The 17,469-nt window shown below is 63.8% G+C and carries 16 protein-coding genes, 2 pseudogenes and 2 riboswitches; of the genes and pseudogenes, 9 read left to right on the top strand and 9 right to left on the bottom strand.

What is annotated here, in order from left to right; translation table 11 throughout:
* Positions 1-124 (top strand): annotated as a pseudogene (locus BVER_RS34115) (IS630 family transposase); the annotation flags it as partial.
* Here BVER_RS34115 and BVER_RS18385 read toward each other — a convergent pair.
* The 4 genes from BVER_RS18385 to BVER_RS18370 are packed head-to-tail and all read right to left on the bottom strand — an operon-like array spanning position 92 to position 3,201.
* Positions 92-526 carry a DUF4186 domain-containing protein gene (locus tag BVER_RS18385; protein WP_232316629.1) on the bottom strand — a complete coding sequence of 145 codons (435 nt, stop codon included), beginning with the start codon at positions 524-526 and terminating at the stop codon, positions 92-94. The pseudogene BVER_RS34115 and the gene BVER_RS18385 overlap by 33 nt on opposite strands.
* A 7-nt stretch (positions 527-533) precedes the next feature.
* Positions 534-1,259 carry a precorrin-4 C(11)-methyltransferase gene (cobM, locus tag BVER_RS18380; protein WP_050454538.1) on the bottom strand — a complete coding sequence of 242 codons (726 nt, stop codon included), beginning with the start codon at positions 1,257-1,259 and terminating at the stop codon, positions 534-536.
* Positions 1,256-1,993 (bottom strand): cobalt-precorrin-6A reductase, encoded by a 738-nt coding sequence (locus BVER_RS18375; RefSeq protein WP_050454537.1) that lies wholly within the window; start codon positions 1,991-1,993, stop codon positions 1,256-1,258. Before BVER_RS18375 ends, cobM begins: the two co-directional genes overlap by 4 nt.
* Positions 1,990-3,201: a bifunctional cobalt-precorrin-7 (C(5))-methyltransferase/cobalt-precorrin-6B (C(15))-methyltransferase gene (locus tag BVER_RS18370; RefSeq protein WP_050454536.1), complete on the bottom strand. Its 1,212-nt coding sequence runs from the start codon at positions 3,199-3,201 to the stop codon at positions 1,990-1,992. The genes BVER_RS18375 and BVER_RS18370 overlap by 4 nt, the downstream gene beginning before the upstream one ends.
* A gap of 89 nt (positions 3,202-3,290) precedes the next feature.
* Positions 3,291-3,496: riboswitch (cobalamin riboswitch) on the top strand.
* Between the two features lie 76 nt (positions 3,497-3,572).
* Between BVER_RS18370 and cobG the strand changes: the two genes are divergently transcribed.
* Genes cobG through cobJ form a run of 4 tightly spaced genes read left to right on the top strand, consistent with a single transcriptional unit; the run spans position 3,573 to position 7,816 of the window.
* Positions 3,573-4,853: a precorrin-3B synthase gene (gene cobG, locus BVER_RS18365; RefSeq protein ID WP_083452241.1), complete on the top strand. Its 1,281-nt coding sequence runs from the start codon at positions 3,573-3,575 to the stop codon at positions 4,851-4,853.
* Positions 4,846-5,472 (top strand): precorrin-8X methylmutase, encoded by a 627-nt coding sequence (locus BVER_RS18360; RefSeq protein WP_050454534.1) that lies wholly within the window; start codon positions 4,846-4,848, stop codon positions 5,470-5,472. The genes cobG and BVER_RS18360 overlap by 8 nt, the downstream gene beginning before the upstream one ends.
* Positions 5,469-6,197: a precorrin-2 C(20)-methyltransferase gene (locus tag BVER_RS18355; RefSeq protein ID WP_050454533.1), complete on the top strand. Its 729-nt coding sequence runs from the start codon at positions 5,469-5,471 to the stop codon at positions 6,195-6,197. The genes BVER_RS18360 and BVER_RS18355 overlap by 4 nt, the downstream gene beginning before the upstream one ends.
* The gene (cobJ, locus tag BVER_RS18350) at positions 6,185-7,816 is read left to right on the top strand and encodes a precorrin-3B C(17)-methyltransferase (RefSeq protein WP_050454532.1); all 1,632 of its coding nucleotides are present in this window, start codon (positions 6,185-6,187) and stop codon (positions 7,814-7,816) included. The genes BVER_RS18355 and cobJ overlap by 13 nt, the downstream gene beginning before the upstream one ends.
* Here cobJ and BVER_RS18345 read toward each other — a convergent pair.
* From BVER_RS18345 to cobW, 4 genes are all read right to left on the bottom strand, one after another.
* On the bottom strand, positions 7,760-8,407 hold the full coding sequence (locus BVER_RS18345) for a vWA domain-containing protein (protein WP_050454531.1): 648 nt from the start codon (positions 8,405-8,407) through the stop codon (positions 7,760-7,762). The genes cobJ and BVER_RS18345 overlap by 57 nt on opposite strands.
* 71 nt (positions 8,408-8,478) lie before the next feature.
* Complete coding sequence (locus tag BVER_RS18340) at positions 8,479-9,495, bottom strand: magnesium chelatase ATPase subunit I (RefSeq protein ID WP_050454530.1); 1,017 nt, start codon at positions 9,493-9,495, stop codon at positions 8,479-8,481.
* Positions 9,492-13,265 carry a cobaltochelatase subunit CobN gene (gene cobN / locus BVER_RS18335; RefSeq protein WP_050454529.1) on the bottom strand — a complete coding sequence of 1,258 codons (3,774 nt, stop codon included), beginning with the start codon at positions 13,263-13,265 and terminating at the stop codon, positions 9,492-9,494. The genes BVER_RS18340 and cobN overlap by 4 nt, the downstream gene beginning before the upstream one ends.
* Positions 13,266-13,269: 4 nt before the next feature.
* Complete coding sequence (gene cobW / locus BVER_RS18330; RefSeq protein ID WP_050454528.1) at positions 13,270-14,355, bottom strand: cobalamin biosynthesis protein CobW; 1,086 nt, start codon at positions 14,353-14,355, stop codon at positions 13,270-13,272.
* 132 nt (positions 14,356-14,487) lie between these two features.
* Positions 14,488-14,737, bottom strand: a riboswitch (cobalamin riboswitch).
* Positions 14,738-14,882: 145 nt separating this feature from the next.
* Between cobW and BVER_RS18325 the strand changes: the two genes are divergently transcribed.
* Genes BVER_RS18325 through BVER_RS18310 form a run of 4 tightly spaced genes read left to right on the top strand, consistent with a single transcriptional unit; the run spans position 14,883 to position 17,365 of the window.
* Positions 14,883-15,242: a cobalamin biosynthesis protein gene (locus tag BVER_RS18325; RefSeq protein ID WP_050454527.1), complete on the top strand. Its 360-nt coding sequence runs from the start codon at positions 14,883-14,885 to the stop codon at positions 15,240-15,242.
* Positions 15,239-15,841 (top strand): cob(I)yrinic acid a,c-diamide adenosyltransferase, encoded by a 603-nt coding sequence (gene cobO / locus BVER_RS18320; RefSeq protein ID WP_050454526.1) that lies wholly within the window; start codon positions 15,239-15,241, stop codon positions 15,839-15,841. Before BVER_RS18325 ends, cobO begins: the two co-directional genes overlap by 4 nt.
* Before the next feature lie 4 nt (positions 15,842-15,845).
* On the top strand, positions 15,846-17,144 hold the full coding sequence (locus BVER_RS18315; RefSeq protein ID WP_050454525.1) for a cobyrinic acid a,c-diamide synthase CobB: 1,299 nt from the start codon (positions 15,846-15,848) through the stop codon (positions 17,142-17,144).
* The gene (locus BVER_RS18310; RefSeq protein WP_050454524.1) at positions 17,141-17,365 is read left to right on the top strand and encodes a DUF1289 domain-containing protein; all 225 of its coding nucleotides are present in this window, start codon (positions 17,141-17,143) and stop codon (positions 17,363-17,365) included. Before BVER_RS18315 ends, BVER_RS18310 begins: the two co-directional genes overlap by 4 nt.
* Here the strand turns inward: BVER_RS18310 and BVER_RS32655 are convergent.
* Positions 17,345-17,469: pseudogene (locus BVER_RS32655) on the bottom strand (IS5/IS1182 family transposase); the annotation flags it as partial. The gene BVER_RS18310 and the pseudogene BVER_RS32655 overlap by 21 nt on opposite strands.

Genomic DNA, 17,469 nt, shown 5'->3' with positions numbered 1-17,469 from the left:
CATCGAGCGCTATGTCGCACGCTACAACCAGCACAACCGTCCATTTGTCTGGACCGCAACCGCCGATTCCATCCTTCAGAAAGTGGCTCGGTTATGTAAAGTTATTTCTGGGACGGAACACTAGAACGGCAGTTCCTTTTGCGGGCTGTCGACGGTTTCCGGCACGTCCGCGAAAGCCGGCTGCGCGCGCAGCCAGCGCTCGATAGCCGCGACGGACATGATCGCGTTCCGCGTCGTCGAGCACCGTGTTCGGCGCGATGCCGTGCCATTTGGCGAGACACGAGCGGCAGCACGTCGCGGTGGCGTGCTGCGCGATGAACACCGGATGGCCGCGCATCGGCGTCTGCTTGCCGTCGTTGAGCGGAAGCTGCGGCGCAAGCCGCTTCGCGATCAGTTCATGCGCCTGCGCGATCACCGTGCGCATGCCGCGCTCGCGCAGATAACGCCCTTCCCGCACGCCGAGCGCGAAACGCCGCCGAAACGCCGATTTCGCGAGCGCATCGAATACGGCGTCGAGATCGCGCATGACGGGCTCAGTCTTTGGCGTAGAGCGTGGAATCGGCGAAACCGTATGCATCGAGCACGCGGCCGACGAGAATCAGCGCCGTGCGTTCCATGCCCGCCGCGCGCACCTTGTCGGCGATATCGGCGAGCGTGCCGCGCACGCGTTCCTCGTCCGGCCAGCTTGCGCGGAACACGACGGCGACCGGGCAATCCGCGCCGTAATGCGGCAGCAAATCCGCGACGATACGCTCGATATGCCGCACGCCGAGATGGATCGCCAACGTCGCGCGATGGCGCGCCAGGTCCGCGAGCGATTCGCCTTCGGGCATCGACGTCTTGGCGGCGTAACGCGTGAGGATCACCGTCTGCGAGATGCCGGGCAGCGTCAATTCGCGCCCGAGGGTCGCCGCCGATGCCGCCGTCGCCGTCACGCCGGGCACGATTTCATGGCGAATGCCGAGTGCGTCGAGCCTTCGAATCTGCTCGCCGATCGCGCCGTACAGCGACGGATCGCCCGAATGCACGCGCGCGACGTCTTCGCCTCGATCGTGCGCGTCTTTCAGCAGCGCGACGATGGCATCGAGATCGAGTTCGGCCGTATTGACGACGCGCGTCGCGCGATGACCGTCGAGCACTTGCGGCGGCACCAGCGAGCCCGCGTAAAGAATCACGGGACACGTGCGGATCAGCCGCTGTCCCTTGACGGTGATGAGTTCGGGATCGCCCGGCCCCGCGCCGATGAAATAGACCGTCATGTGGTTCGTAGAAAGAGATGTTCGTGCAAGGCGTCGACGGCGCGCGCGGCGTTGTCGAATTCGCGGTCGGCGGGCGGCAGCGGCGGACGCGCGAGCATCACGACAGGAAGCCCGCGTTCGCGCGCGACGGCGAGTTTCGCTTCGGTCGCGCGCCCGCCGCTATTTTTGCTGACGACGATATCGATCCGCGCCGCGTCGAACAAGGCGCGCTCGCCGTCGATATCGAACGGACCGCGCGCGTCGATAATCCGCGCCCGCGCCGTGCCGGCCTGCGGATCGAGACAGCGGATCGTCCAGAATTGCGACGCCGGAATCTCGTGCAGATGCGCCAGCGGCTCGCGTCCCATCGTCCAGAGCGGACGCTCGTACGCCGCCACCCGTTCGACGATACCGCGCCAGTCGTGCGCCTCGCGCCAGTCGTCGCCCGCTTGCGGATGCCACGGCGGACGGCGCACCGCCCACAACGGCACGTCTGCCGACGAACACGCCTCGCGCGCGTGACGGCTCATCTGCGCGGCATACGGATGCGTCGCGTCGATCACCAGCCCGATCCGCGCCGCGCGCAGATAATCCGCGAGCCCCGCAACGCCGCCGAATCCGCCGACGCGCACCTCGCACGCCAGATCCGACGGCACGCGCGCGAGACCCGCGAGACTGTACACGTGCGGCGCATCGAGACGACGCGCGACGGCGAGCGCATCGCCCGTTCCGCCGAGCAGCAGCACGCGCGTCATGTCTTGCTCGCGTGCAGCAAGGTGATCGGCAGCGCTTGCCGCCAGGTATCGAAACTGCCGAGCGCTTCGGCCTGCGCGACGGCGAGCTTCGTCAGTTCGCCGCCGTGCCGCGCGCGCCATTCGATCAGCGCCATTTCGCTCTGCAAGGTCACCGCGTTCGCAATCAGACGCCCGCCCTGACGCAGCCGCGACCAGCACGTATCGAGCACGCCGGGCGCCGTCAGCCCGCCGCCGATGAACACCGCGTCCGGCGCGGCGAGACCGTCGAGCGCGGCGGGCGCTTCGCCCTTGACGAGTTGCAGCGCGGGCACGCCAAGCGCATCGCGATTGTGTTCGATGAGCCGCTGGCGCGCATCGTTCGCCTCGATCGCGATGGCGCGGCAAGCCGGATGCGCGCGCATCCACTCGATGCCGATCGATCCGCAGCCCGCGCCCACGTCCCACAGCAATTCGCCTGGTTGCGGCGCGAGATGCGCGAGCGTGACCGCGCGCACGTCGCGCTTGGTCAACTGGCCGTCGTGACGATAGGCGTCGTCGGGCAAGCCGGGCGTCAGCGGCGGCCCGGCATGTCCCGCATGCGTGCGGCATTCGACGGCGATCAGATTGAGCGCCGCGACCTCCGGCTCGCGCCAATCGTCCGCGCGCTCGTCGATGCGCCGCTCGTTCGCGCCGCCGAGATGCTCGAACACCGTCATGCGGCTCGGGCCGAAACCGTGCGCGGTCAGCAAGGCGGCGACGGTCGCGGGCGTCGAGCCGTCGGCGCTGAGCACGAGCAGCTTCGCGCCGCGAAACAGATGCGCGAGCAGCGACGCCGCCGGCCGGCCGACCAGCGACACCGACACGGCATCCTGCAACGCCCAGTGCAGGCGCGCGGCGGCGAGCGATATCGACGATGGCGCGGGAATCACGTGCATTTCATCGGGCGAAACGTCGCGAGCCAGCGTTGCACCGACGCCGAAGCACATCGGGTCGCCGCTTGCCAGCACGCACACGCGCGCGCGCTCGTCGGCGTGTTCGGCGAGCACGGCATCGAGCGAAAAGGGTTTCGGCCACGGCATGCGCCGCGCCGCGATCCGCGCGGGCAGCAAGGCGAGATGACGCGCGCCGCCGTGGATCGCGTCGGCGTCCAGCAGCGCGCGGCGGGCGTCGCGGCCGAGACCCGGCCAACCTTCTTCGCCGATGCCGACTACGGTCAGCCAGTGAGACATGCGCGGCCTCCTCCTTGCGATTCGCGTCGCGCGTCGGGCGAATTTTCATACGCACGCGATGCGGTCTGATGGTCGATAAAAGCGGGCATAATACTTCCGTTCGTCGGCGCCTGACGATGTGGGCACATCAAACGTGCCCGTATTCGACGGCTTAATAGGGAACACGGCAAAACCGTGGCTGCCCCCGCAATTGTACGCAGCGAGTTCGCACTCCACTGCCACTGGTTTCGACCGGGAAGGCCGGCGCGGATGACGACCTGCCAGCCAAGAGACCTGCCGACTCAATCGCCTTCGCGCGACGCCACCGGGCGGGGTGTACCGGTTCGCATGCGGCTCGAATCCACCGCGCGAAGCTTCACGGGTCAACCTATTTGACTTCATTCGATCGTCCCCCGCACGTCACGCGCCCGTCCGCGTGTCCGGGCCTCATGCGCATCGTGCCCGCGCGCGATGGCGGACTCGCGCGCCTGCGACTGGCGGGCGGCGTGTTGTCCACCGATGCAGCACGCGCCGTCGCGCGTGCCGCCACGCGGTGCGGCTCGGGCGCGATCGAAGTGACCAATCGCGCGAATCTGCAATTGCGCGGCATTCGCGACGACGCGCACGCCGAGCTGATTTCGATCGCGCTCGATGCGGGCCTCGGGCCATCGTCCGAAGGCGGCGACGATCTACGCAACATCATGCTGAGTCCGCTCGCAAGCGATGCCACGCGTGCGCTCGCCGCGCGCATCGTCGAAGCAATGCAACGCGATGCCGCGTTGCACGCGCTATCGCCGAAATTCGCGTTGCAACTCGATGCCGGCGAAACGCTCGCGATGCTCGATCATCCGCACGATGTATGGCTCGCCGCGCTCGATGCCGACGCCGCGCATTTCGCCTTCGGTTTCGCGGGCGCGATGCCGCATCGCGCGCACGATGCGCCCGCGCTCGGCGTGATCGCGCGCGAAGATATCGTGCGCTTCGTGATGTCGGCGCTGCGCGCGTTCGTCGCGCTTGCATCGGACGACGAGCATCGCATGCGCGATCTGCTGGCGCGTATCGATATCGCGCGCGTGCTCGATACGCTCGATGTTCCATTCACTCAAGCGTCGCCGACATGGCGGCGCGCAACATGCGATGCATCGCTCAGACTCGGCGCGCATCGCGAAGACAACGGCGCGACGCATTACGTCGGCGCGCAAACGCAACTCGGACGACTCGATGCATCGACACTCGACGCGCTCGCCGAACTCGCGTCGACGCACGCGCAAGGCCGCTTGCTGATGACGCCGTGGCAAAGCGTGATGATTCCCGGCGTCGATTCCGGGCATGTTCAACACGTACTTCACGCGCTAAGCGCGCTCGGACTTGCTACCGACAGGCGCGAGCCGTTTGCGCGCATCGTCGCGTGCGCGGGTTCGTCGGGCTGTGCAAAAAGCCGCGCCGACACGAAGGCCGACGCGCATCGTCTCGCATCGATTCTGCCGTCCGATGTCGACGTGCATCTCAGCGGCTGCGGGCGTTCCTGCGCGGCGGCGCATCCCGTCGATACCACGCTGCTCGCCGTCGCGCCCGGCCGCTACGACCTGTATCGCCACGCGCGCCTCGAAGCGCGCGATCTCACCATGGAAGAAGCGGCCGCATGGCTCGCCCGGAGCACCGCTCATGCTTAACTACATTCGCGACGGCTCGGAAATATATCGCCAGTCGTTCGCGACGATCCGCGCCGAAGCTGATCTCGCCGCCATTCCCGCCGACCTCGAAAAACTCGCGGTGCGCCTGATTCACGCCTGCGGCATGGTGGATATCGCCACCGAATTGCGCTTCTCTCCCGGCGTGGGCGATGCAGGCCGGCGCGCACTCGCCGCCGGTGCGCCGATCCTGTGCGATGCGCGCATGGTCGCCGAAGGCATTACCCGCGCGCGGCTGCCCGCTGATAACCGCGTGATCTGCACGCTCGGCGAGCCGTCCGTGCCCGAACGCGCACGCGCGATGAACAACACGCGCTCGGCGGCCGCGCTCGAATTGTGGCGTCCGCATCTGCAAGGCGCGGTCGTCGCTATCGGCAATGCGCCGACCGCGCTGTTCCATCTGCTCGACATGCTCGATGCGGGTGCGCCGAAGCCCGCGCTTATTTTGGGCTTGCCGGTCGGTTTCATCGGCGCGGCGGAGTCGAAGGCGATGCTTGCCGCGAACAGTCGTGGCGTGCCCTTCGTCACGTTGCTCGGGCGGCGCGGCGGCAGCGCGATGGCATCGGCGGCAGTGAATTCACTTGCTTCGGAGACCGAATGATGAGCGGACGTCTTTATGGACTCGGCGTCGGACCGGGCGATCCCGAACTCATCACGGTGAAGGCGCTGCGTCTGCTGAAAGGCGCGCCCGTGGTCGCGTATTTCGTGGCGAAGGGCAAGCGCGGTAACGCGTTCGGCATTATCGAAAGTCATCTCAACGATGCGCAGACGCGCCTGCCGCTGGTCTATCCGGTGACGACCGAAGCGCTCGAACCGCCGCTGTGCTACGAGACGATCATCAGCGCGTTCTACGATGAATCCGCGCTCGCAATCGCCGATCATCTCGAAGCGGGCCGCGATGTCGCGGTGATCTGCGAAGGCGATCCGTTCTTCTACGGCTCGTACATGTATCTGCACGACCGCCTGGCCGGACGCTTCGATGCACACGTCGTTCCCGGCGTCTGCTCGATGCTCGGCGGCGTGGCGGTCATGGGCTTGCCGCTGGTGTATCGCAATCAGAGTCTGTCCGTGCTATCCGGCGTTCTTTTGGATACCGAACTAAAAATCAAACTCGAAAACGCCGATGCAGCCGTCATCATGAAACTCGGCCGCAACTTCAACAAGGTACGGCGCGTGCTCACCGAACTCGGACTCGACAAGCGCGCGCATTACATCGAACGCGCGACGATGGCCAATCAGCGTATCGTGTCGCTCGATGAAGTCGATCCGATGGCCTCACCCTATTTCTCCTTGCTCGTCGTGCCGGGAAAGAAATGGCAAGCGTGAAGACCGCGATCGTCATTCTCGGGCCAGCCGCGCTCGATACCGCGCGGCGCATTCAGGCGCGCATTCCCGAATCGCGCGTGCACGGGCTGGCGCATCGCGTGAGCGCGGATATCGCGTATGAGGACTTCGGCGCGCATTTGCGCGAACTGTATGCATCGAATACGGCGATCGTCGCGCTGTGTTCGGCGGGCATCGTGATTCGCGCGCTCGCTTCGTCGCTCGATGACAAGCGCGCCGAACCGCCGGTGCTCGCCGTCACGCAGGACGGCAGCGCGGTGGTGCCGTTGCTCGGCGGCATGAGCGGTGTCAACGTGCTGGCGCGCGAGATCGGCGCGGCGCTCGATGTCGCGCCCGCGATCACGACAAGCGGCGAATTGCGCTTCGGCATGTGTCTGCTCGCGCCGCCTGCGGGCTATGCGCTGGCGGATATCGAACGCGGCAAGCGCTTCGTCTCCGATCTGCTGGCCGGCGAGACGATGCGTATCGAAGGCGTTGCACCGTGGCTCGATCATGCCGATCTGCCGCGCGCGAACGATGCGCGTCGCGTCGTGCATGTGACGCCGCATTCCGTCGCCGATGACGAGGGTCTCGTGATTCATCCGCGCTGCGTCGTGGCGTGGATCGAAGACGCGGCGCACGACGATATCGCGGGACAATTGCGTCATGCGTTGAATGAACACGGCATCGCGCCGCTTGCGCTTGCGGCCATCGCCGCGCCCATGCACGCAATGGAAAACGACGCGCTCGCACAAGCCGCGCACGTTTTCGATGTGCCGCTACGTTTCTGCGAGCACAAGCTTTTTGATGCTGCCGAAGACATCGCGCTTCATATCGCCGACTCACCCGTCGATGTCGACACGATCGGCCAGCCGCGCGGCACGCTGACGGTGATCGGCTTAGGTCCCGGCCACGCCGATCTGATGACGCCCGCCGCACGAAAAGCGCTCGACGCGGCGCAAGATATCCTCGGCTACGAAACTTATGTGCACATGGCCGGCCCGTTTCGCGACGATCAGCGCGCGCATATCACCGACAACCGCGAGGAGTTGCAACGCGCGCGTCATGCGTTCGAACTCGCGAGCGCGGGACGTCGCGTAGTGGTCGTATCGTCGGGCGATCCCGGCGTATTCGCGATGGCCGCCGCCGTGCTCGAAGCGCTCGACGACGAACACGCGACACGTCCCGCGTGGCGCGCGGTGAAGCTCGCCATTGTGCCGGGTGTATCGGCATCGCTTGCGACGGCGGCTCGCGCGGGCGCGCCGCTCGGTCACGACTTCTGCGTGCTGTCGCTCTCCGACAATCTCAAACCGTGGAACGTGACCGAACGACGTATCGCGCATGCCTGCGAGGCCGATCTCGTGATGGCGTTCTATAACCCGTTATCGAAGGCGCGGCCCACGCAGTTCGATCGCGCTATCGAGATCGTGCGGCGTTATCGCGCGCCGGAAACGTTGATTGTGCTTGGCAGGGATATCGGACGTCCGGCGGAACAATTGCGCGTCGTCACGCTCGGCGAATTGCACGGCGGACTCGTCGATATGCGGACGATGGTGATCGTCGGATCATCGACTACGCGTCGCGTCGGGGATTGGGTCTACACCCCGCGCTGGTACGAGTAGAAGGCTCGCGGCGTGAACGTGTTCCGCGCGCCATGCGCTCGCCAGCGCTTCGCAACGGCCCACGCGCGCGTGACCTTCATCGAAATCCACCACGATCGTGCGATGCGCACCGTGCGGCGCGGCAGGGCTTTCGTTGGTGCGCCCGTCGGTCAGCAGCCATAGCCAGCGGCGTTGCGCGGGCTTGCGTCGCGCGGCGCGTTCCAGAACCGTCGATGCATCCGCGAGACCCAGCGCGAGCGGCGTGCCGCCACCGCCACCGATAGGGGCGATCCAGCGCTCGTTCCACCAATGCGCCGCGCCCGGCTGACGCCGCACTTCCGCGCGCCCGCCGCCGAAGCACACCAACGCGACTTCCGCACGCTCGCGATACGCGCGATCGAACAACGCAATCAGCATGCCCTTGGCGCGCGCGAGACGTTCGCCTTCGAGCATCGAGCCGGAACAGTCGAGCACGAAGCAATGCAGAAGCGCCGCGTCACCGCGTTTGCGTCGATAGCGCAGGTGCGATGCATCGAACGGCAAGGTGCGCTTGGCGCGTAGCGTCGCGAGCCAGTCGATCGCGGCGCTTGCTTCGCCTTCGCGCGAGGTCATGCGTCCGCGCGTTTGCGCTTCGTTCCATCGAAAGCGATGCGCTTGGGCATCGGCGCTGCTCTTTCGATGGCTCAGGCTTTTTTTGCGGCGAGCGGCCTCACCTGTTTGATCTTCGTCGTGCCGACAGGCTCGGGCGGCAGATAACCCCAATCGGATTCGTTTGGCTTCGGTTGCTCTTCTCTGCGCGTCGATTCGTGCGGCGCGGGTGCCTGCCCCGTGCCGTCTTCCTTTTCTCGCCGTCGATGCCGCAACACGGCATCCGCCACGCGGTCCACATGTTCGACTTCGATGCGCGCGGCATTTTCCAGCGCGGCCAGCGCACGCGCGGCACGCAGCATCACGAGGTCCGCGCGAAGTCCGTCGACATGCGCGGCGATGCACAACTCGCTGACGCGCGCGTGAATTGCCTCATGAAAATCGAGGCTTGCGAGCAAAGCGCGCGCGGCATGAAGCCTCTGTTCCAGCGCGCTTTGCTCGGCATCGTATTGCGCGCGAAACGATTCGGCATCCTCATCGAATGCCAAGCGCGCCTTCACGATTCGTTGTCGCACATCGGCGTCGAACACATTGCTCATATCCACGGCCAGTCCGAAGCGATCCAGCAATTGCGGACGCAACTCGCCTTCCTCGGGATTCATCGTGCCGATCAACACGAAGCGCGCATCGTGCCGATGTGAAATGCCGTCGCGTTCGACGATATTTACGCCGCTCGCCGCCACATCGAGCAACTGATCGACGAGCGGATTCGGCAGCAAATTGACTTCATCGACATACAGTACGCCGCGATGCGCCTTCGCAAGAAGGCCCGGCGAGAACGTCACGTTGCCATCGCGCAATGCGCCTTGAATATCGAGCGTGCCGACGAGTTGCTCCTCGCTCGCGCCGAGTGGCAAGGTGACGAAGCGGCCTTCGTGCAGCAGTTCGGCCAGCGCGCGCGCAGCCGTGGATTTGGCTGTGCCACGCGGGCCGCTGACGAGCACGCCGCCCAATGCGGGATCGATCGCCGCGAGCAAAAGCGCCTGACGCAGCGCGTCCTGCCCAACTAGCGCGCTGAACGGAAATACCGGTTGAGAAGATGAAGCGTTCAAGTGCGTCGGCCTTCGATCAGTTGTTCGACATCGAGAAGATGATGCGCGATCTCCGCACGTCGCCCGCGCGGCGCTTGCCACAGTCCGCGATCCATCGCTTCGAGCAGGCGCTCGCAGATCGACTGCAACGCATGCGGATTATGTTGCTTCATGAAATCGCGCGTGTCGTCGTCGTTCACGTAAGCATCGGTGACGAGCGCGTATTGATGGTCCGATACCACGCGCGCGGTTGCATCGTAGCCGAAGAGATAATCGACCGTTGCCGCAAGCTCGGATGCGCCCTTATAGCCGTGACGCTTCACGCCATCGATCCACTTTGGATTGACCACGCGCGATCTCACCACGCGCGCAATCTCTTCGTTCAGCGTGCGCACGCGCGGCGCGGCGGGATTGCTGTGATCCGCGTTATATGCCTCGGGCTGCGCGCCGGAAAGATGTCGCACGGCCGCCACCATGCCGCCCTGAAACTGGTGATAGTCGTTCGAATCGAGCAGATCATGCTCGCGATTGTCCTGATTCTGCAGCACGACATCGAGCGTAGAAAGACGCGTGCCGAAGCTCGCGCGTGCTTCGATGCCATCTCCGCCCTGCGAATAGGCGTAGCCGCCCGCGCTTTGATACGCCATCGACAGATCGGCATCGCTTTGCCAATGCTTCGCGTCGATCAACTCTTGCAAACCCGCGCCATATGCGCCCGGTTTCGCACTGAATACGCGCCAGCCTGCGCGACGCCGCGCTTCCTCCGCGTCGATGCCGCGCGCGATCAACGCATCGCGTTCGCGAAGCACGCGTGCGCGAATCGGGTTGACGTCTTCCGGTTCGTCGTCGAGTGCGGCGACGGCCTGCACGGCGGCATCGAAGAGATGCATGAGATTCGCGAAGGCATCGCGGAAAAAGCCCGACACGCGCAGCGTCACATCGATGCGCGGACGATTGAAGATCGACATCGGCATGATCTCGAAGTCCGTCACGCGATGACTGCCCGCCGCCCATTTCGGCCGCACGCCGATCAGCGCGAACGCCTGCGCGATATCGTCGCCGCCCGTACGCATGGTCGCCGTGCCCCACACCGACAAGCCGATGGCGCGCGGATAATCGCCGTGATCCTGAACGTGACGTTCGATCAACGCATTCGCCGATTTGAGCCCGAGCGACCAGGCCGATTGCGTCGGCAATGCACGCGTGTTGACCGAATAGAAATTGCGCCCTGTTGGAAGCACGTCGGGCCGTCCGCGCGATGGCGAACCGCTCGGCCCTGGCGGCACGAAACGGCCTTCGAGTCCGCGCTTCAGTTGCAGCAACTCTTGCGCGCCGCATGCATCAAGCCGCGCAAGCACGTCGCCGCGCAGGCGTTGTATTACCAAGGCGCTTTGCGGTCCGGGCGCCGGAGTCTCCCGTTCGAGCAGTTGCTGCGCGAACGATTCGAGCCGTTCGCGCGTATCGCCGTGATGACGCCACGGCGTATCGTGTTGCGCGATCAGCACATCGGGGCGCGATCCGCTCCACGTTGCGGACCAATCGGAATCGAGCGGATCGAAGTCGTCGCCGAGTTGCAAATCGCGAGCGAGCGCCGTGATGAGACTCGCGTTTGCGCCGCTTCCATCGGCGATCGGAAAGCGTCCGAGCGCGAGCAAGGTATCGCGTCGTTGCACGCCTTGCGGCGATGCACCGAATATATGCAGGCCATCGCGAATCTGCGCTTCCTTGAGTTCGCAGAGATAGGCATCGGCACGCGTGAGCAGCACGTCTTCGCCCGCCGAATCGCGTGGCGCGGCGATACCGAGTTCTTCATGCAGACGCTGCTTGACGATGGTGTCCAAAATCGATTTGCGCAACAGTTTCGCGCGACGCGCATCGACCATCAATGCTTCGTAGTACTCGTCGACCTGACGCTCCAGATCTTGCAAAGGCCCGTAGTTCTCCGCGCGCGTCAGCGGCGGCATCAGATGATCGACGATCACCGCCTGCACGCGACGCTTGGCCTGACTGCCTTCGCCCGGATCGTTGACGATGAACGGATAGAGATGCGGCATGGGCCCGAGAATGAGATCGGGCCAGCACGATGAAGACAACGCGACGCTCTTGCCCGGCAGCCATTCGAGATTGCCGTGCTTGCCGACATGGACGATCGCATCGATATTGAACCGCAAGCGCAGCCAGAAATAGAACGCGAGATACGCATGTGGCGGCATGAGTTCGGCATCGTGATAGCTCGCATAGTCGTTGCGCTCGCGCGATCGCGACGGCTGAATGCCAATGAACACTTCGCCGCAACGCAAACCCGCGATCATGAAACGGCCACGTCGGATGGTCGGATCGTCTTCCGGTGCGCCCCACGTAGTTTCCAGCGCTTGCCGCACGTCAGGCGCCAGCGCGCGATACGCGACGAGATAATCGTCGAGCGAAAGGCTCTGCAACGCGGGCCGCAGATCGCGCACGACGGGATCGTTGGTGACGCCTTGCGTGAGTGCGTCGATGAGCGCATCGCCATCGGTGGGAATCTCGCCTACACGATAGCCTTCGCGTGCCAGCATCGACAGAATGTTGATTGCCGATGCAGGCGTGTCGAGTCCCACGCCGTTGCCGATGCGTCCTTCGCTTGCGGGATAGTTCGCCAGCACGAGCGCGATACGTTTCTGCGCATTCGGCGTCGTGCGCAATGCGCACCAGCGCCGGCTCAGTTCAGCGACGAAGCGTACGCGTTCTTCATCGGCCTGATAGCGCACCACGTCGACTTGTGTGTGCTTGCAGTGATAGGCGAGCCCCTTGAAGCTGATCGCGCGCGTGATGATGCGCCCGTCCACTTCGGGCAAGGCAACATGCATGGCGACATCGCGCGAATTGAGGCCTTGATTGTCCTTCTGCCAGTCCTCGCGATTGCCGCCGCTCAGAATGACTTGCATGACCGGCGCATCGCCCGCGACTTCGACGCTCTCCGTTTCGCCGATTACGCTCGCGGCGAATGCAGTTGTGTTGAGCACAAGCGCCACGCCATGCGTCGCGCAGACGCGCGCGACCACTTCGCGGCTCACATCGTCCTTGAGCGATGCGATCGCGATCGGCAACGGATTGAGGCCTTCGGCTTCGAGCGCTTGGATGAGCGTATCGAATGCCGCCGTGTTGCCCGACTGCAGATGCGCGCGATAAAACAGCACGGCGACGACACTCGCGCCTTCGGTCCATCGCGCTTGCCAATCTTCGACCGATGCGATTTCGTGCTCGGGATGATAGATCGCAACCGCAGGCAATGGACTCGGCGGTTGCGGCGCGCGTCCGTAACCGAGCGCACGATGCGCAATTGCACGCAAGAATGCCTCGCCATTGCGCGCGCCGCCTTCGCGCAGATAGCGCGAAAGCTCGCGGCAAAACGAAGCATCGACCGTGCTCTTGCCGATCAGATTCGGGTCTTCGGTGAGATCGCCGGAGAACATCGCCAGCGTCTGTTTCTCGCGCTCGGCCAGAGCGGTAAGGCGCTCGATGCCATAAGGCCAATACGACTCGCCGCCGAGATGATCCACGATCACGGCGTTCGCATGCCGCAACACATCGTCGATATAAAAATCGACCGATGCAGGCTGACGCAAGTAAGCGAGATTGACGAGCCGGATCTCCGGAAAGCCTTTTTCGAGCCGCGGCACCACGCTTGCCAGCAGTGCGAGCGTGGTATCGGCCGAACTCATCACGACGATGGGCGCGCGAGTCTGATCGATCCGCACGACGCCTTGCGTGTCATCGACGAAGCCGCCCGGCGTCGTGCGCAGCAGATGCATGATGTCAGGCCTGCACGGGCGCGGCAGTCAGTGTCGCTTCGAATGCGCGCTGCATCTGCTCGCGTTCGAGGTCTTCGCCGATCAGCACGAAGCGGCTTTCGCCGGTGTCTTCATGCGCTTGCCAGCGACGATCGAAATAACTGTCGAAGCGTCGTCCGACACCTTGCACGACGAGGCGCATCGCCGCGCCCGGCAAGGCGGCGAAACCTTTGACGCGATAGATCGTGTGTCCTTCAACAAGCGTATGCAACGCGGCGATGGCCTGCTCGCGCGACTCGACCTTCGCATGCACGACCACCGAATCGAACTCGTCGTGATGATGATCCGCGTGGCCTTCGTCGTCCGCCGAACCGTGATGATCGTGCCGCAGATGAATCGATTCTTCCGACGCCGATTGAAGCCCGAGCAGCGTATGCACATCGAGCTTGCCCATTTGCGCGGGCACGATTTTCACTTCGGCGGGAATCTCGGGACGCACGAGCGCGTCCACTTTCGCGAGCGCTTGCGCATCCATCAAATCGGTCTTGTTGACGATCACCAGATCCGCCGATGAAAGCTGATCCTCGAACAATTCATGCAGCGGCGATTCATGATCGAGATTCGGATCGGCCCTGCGTTGCGCATCGACCGCCACAGGATTGGCCGCGAACTGACCGCTCGCCGCAGCGGGACCGTCGACGACGGTGACGACTGCATCGACCGTGAAGGCATTTTTGATCGACGGCCAGTTGAACGCCTGCACCAGCGGCTTGGGCAATGCGAGGCCCGAGGTTTCGGTCAGCACATGATCGATGCTGTCTCTGCGTTCGACGAGTTGCTCCATGACCGGATAAAACTCTTCCTGCACGGTGCAGCACAGGCAACCGTTAGCGAGCTCATAGAGATTGCGATTGTCGGAGCCGGCTTCGTCGTCGCAACCGATGCCGCAGCCCTTGAGAATTTCGCCGTCGATGCCAAGCTCGCCGAACTCGTTGACGATCACCGCGATGCGCAAGCCTTGCGCGTTGGAAAGGATATGGCGCATCAGCGTGGTCTTGCCGCTACCGAGAAAGCCGGTAACCACCGTCACGGGAATCTTGCGAGTCTGCATCGTTGCTCCTGGCATCGTATGTGCGCGCTGCCGCCGATGCGATCGTGTCGCATCAATAGCGACGTGCGGGAATCAGCGCGCGTTATGTGGATCTTGGGTGGATCTTGGGCCGCGCCGCATCCCCGCGACAGCGATCCCGCTAAAAGTCTGGCCGGTATCCGAGCTGACGATCGAGCCGGTTCGCCTTCCCACGCCGATAAGCGCAGTGGCCTTGGAACCTGCTTGCCGATTTCTGTTGAAAGCGGCAGATCGTACATCGTTGCGGGGGCAGCGCAGCTAAACGCCGTTTCAACCGTTTCATCGAAACGATGCGTTTTCTGCTTCCCGTTTAACTGCGCGCGATAGAGGCTCGCGCGCGAGCACCAAAACAGCCTCAAAGTCTAGGCTTCGCGCGCGCGAGCGTCAAGGAATCACGCCTGTTTTCAAGGCGATTTTAAGGGCGCGTTGTGGTATCGTTGGCCCGCGCACGTTCATGCCCGCTACGTCATCGCGATGTTCATCGTTTATCTCTTAAGCATTTTTCGTTCATGAAGGCGCGTCTTTTCATCGGCGTGGGATGTCGGCGCGGTGCAAGCGTCGAAGCGATCGATCGTGCGGTGCGTACCGCGCTAGGCGATGCGCTCGCGTTCGACGATATCGCGTGTATAGCGAGCATCGACGCCAAGCGGAATGAAACGGGCCTGAATATCTTTAGCGAGCGCTACGGTCTGCCTTTGCATTTCTTTAGCGCCGACGATATTTCCCGCGTGAATTGCAAGCCGTCGCTTAAGGCGCGCGAGCATATGAATGTGGACGGCGTATGCGAACCCTGCGCCCTGCTTGCGGGCGGCGAAGGCGCGGCACTCATCGTCGCCATTGCACGAACGTCATCGAAGAATCAAGCATGAAGACCGATACCGAATCGCATCTGCGCATGACGCAGCGTCGCAAGGAAGGCCACGAGAAAAAGCAGGCCGCGGCGGATCACGAGAAAGGCCTGTTGATCGTCAACACGGGCAATGGCAAGGGCAAGACCACCGCCGCTTTCGGCATGGCAGTGCGCGTGCTCGGCCATGGCATGAAGCTAGGCGTGGTGCAATTCATCAAGGGGGCGCTGCATACGTCCGAGCGCGATTTTCTCGGCGCGGTCGCACAATGCGATTTCATCACGATGGGCGACGGCTATACCTGGAACACGCAGAATCGCGAAGCGGACATGGCGACGGCGCGCAAGGGCTGGAATGAAGCGCGACGCATGATCGAAAGCGGCGATTATCAGATGGTCGTGCTCGACGAACTCAATACCGTGCTCAAGTACGACTATCTGCCGCTGGATGAAGTGCTCGAAGTACTCGAAGCGCGACCCGCGATGCTGCATGTCGTCGTGACCGGCCGGCACGCGCCCGACGCGCTGGTCGAACTTGCCGATCTCGTCACGGAAATGCGGCTCGTCAAGCATCCGTATCGCGAGCAAGGCGTGAAGGCACAACGCGGTGTCGAGTTCTGACGCGATGCCGGCCTGCCCCGCTTTATTTATCGGCGCGAGCGCGTCGCATCAAGGCAAGACCACGGTGACGGCGGCGCTTGCGCGTCATCACGCGCGGCGCGGCCTAAAGGTGTGCGTATTCAAGATCGGTCCTGACTTTCTCGATCCGATGATACTCGAGCGTGCAAGCGGCGCGCCCGTGTATTCGCTGCATCTATGGATGGTCGGACTCGATGCCTGCCGTGCAATGCTCGCGCGCGCTGCGCAAGACGCCGACCTCATTTTGATCGAAGGCGTGATGGGCCTGTTCGATGGAACGCCTAGCAGCGCCGATCTCGCCGCCGCCTTCGGCGTGCCGGTGCTGGCGGTGATCGGCGCGCACGGCATGGCGCAGACTTTCGGCGCTATCGCGTTCGGCCTGGCGAACTATCGCGCCGACCTCAAGTTTCATGGCGTGCTCGCCAATCGAGTGGCGTCGGCGCGTCATGCGCAAATGTTGTCCGAGGCCATTCCTGCAGGCCTGAATTACTGCGGCCATATCTTCAACGCGGATGACATCGCCTTGCCCGAGCGACATCTTGGCTTGACGCAAGCAGAGGAAATCGCCGGACTCGATGCACGCCTCGACCGTGCCGCCGACGCCATCGCCACGACCACGCTCGCTGCCTTGCCCGCGCCCGTGCATTTCGAAGAGGCCAACATACCCGCGCTGCCGCGTGCGCTCGACGGCCTGCATATCGCGATTGCGCGCGATGCCGCGTTCTCGTTCATCTATCCGGCGAATGTCGATTGGCTGATCGCATCGGGTGCAGAGGTCAGCACGTTTTCGCCTCTCGCCGATGAACCCGCACCCGACGATGCCGACGCGCTTTATCTGCCCGGCGGTTATCCTGAGTTGCACGCAAGAACATTGGCGGTGAATGCGCAAACGCGCGCTTCGATTGAGCGACACGTTTCGCGCGGCCGCCCCATCGTCGCGGAATGCGGCGGCATGCTTTATCTGCTCGATTCGCTAACGGATATCGACGGCACGCGTCACGCGATGCTCGGCCTTTTGCCCGGCGACGCGAAAATGCAGCGCAAGCTCTCGCGCCTCGCAATGCAAGCCGTCGACACATCGCACGGCTTGCTCACGGGCCACACCTTCCATTATTCGACGCTAAATACGCCAATGCAGCCCGTGCTCACCGCTTCCCATGCAACGACACACGCGGCGGGCGAAGCGTTCTATCGTCATGGATCGATCAGCGCCACTTACATGCACGCGTATTGGCCATCGAATCCCTCTGCCGCTGCCGCGCTCTTTCGTGGCGAATCGCTATGAGCCAGCCGCTTCCGCCACTCGATCTCGCCGACACCATTACGCGCGCAAAATCGCAAGCACCGACAGGTTCGCCGTGCACCAACGTATGCCGGATCGATCTGGGACACGAACTATGCACGGGCTGCTTCAGAAGCCGCGCGGAGATCAAGCATTTCAAGTCGATGGACGATGCGGACAGACGCGTCGTGCTTGATGATCTGCTAGGTCCTGTTTACATTTAAGAGCGGCCCGAAGGCAGACACGATGGAGACAAAGGTGAGGTAGCTGTGGGCGAGTTTGTCATATCGAGTGGCGACGCGACGAAAATGCTTGATACGCTTAAAGA

The sequence above is a fragment of the Candidatus Burkholderia verschuerenii genome (assembly GCF_001189365.1).
Classification (GTDB): domain Bacteria; phylum Pseudomonadota; class Gammaproteobacteria; order Burkholderiales; family Burkholderiaceae; genus Caballeronia; species Caballeronia verschuerenii.
Note: the sequence above shows the minus strand (reverse complement) of the source record. Positions and strands in the feature narration are given on the sequence as shown.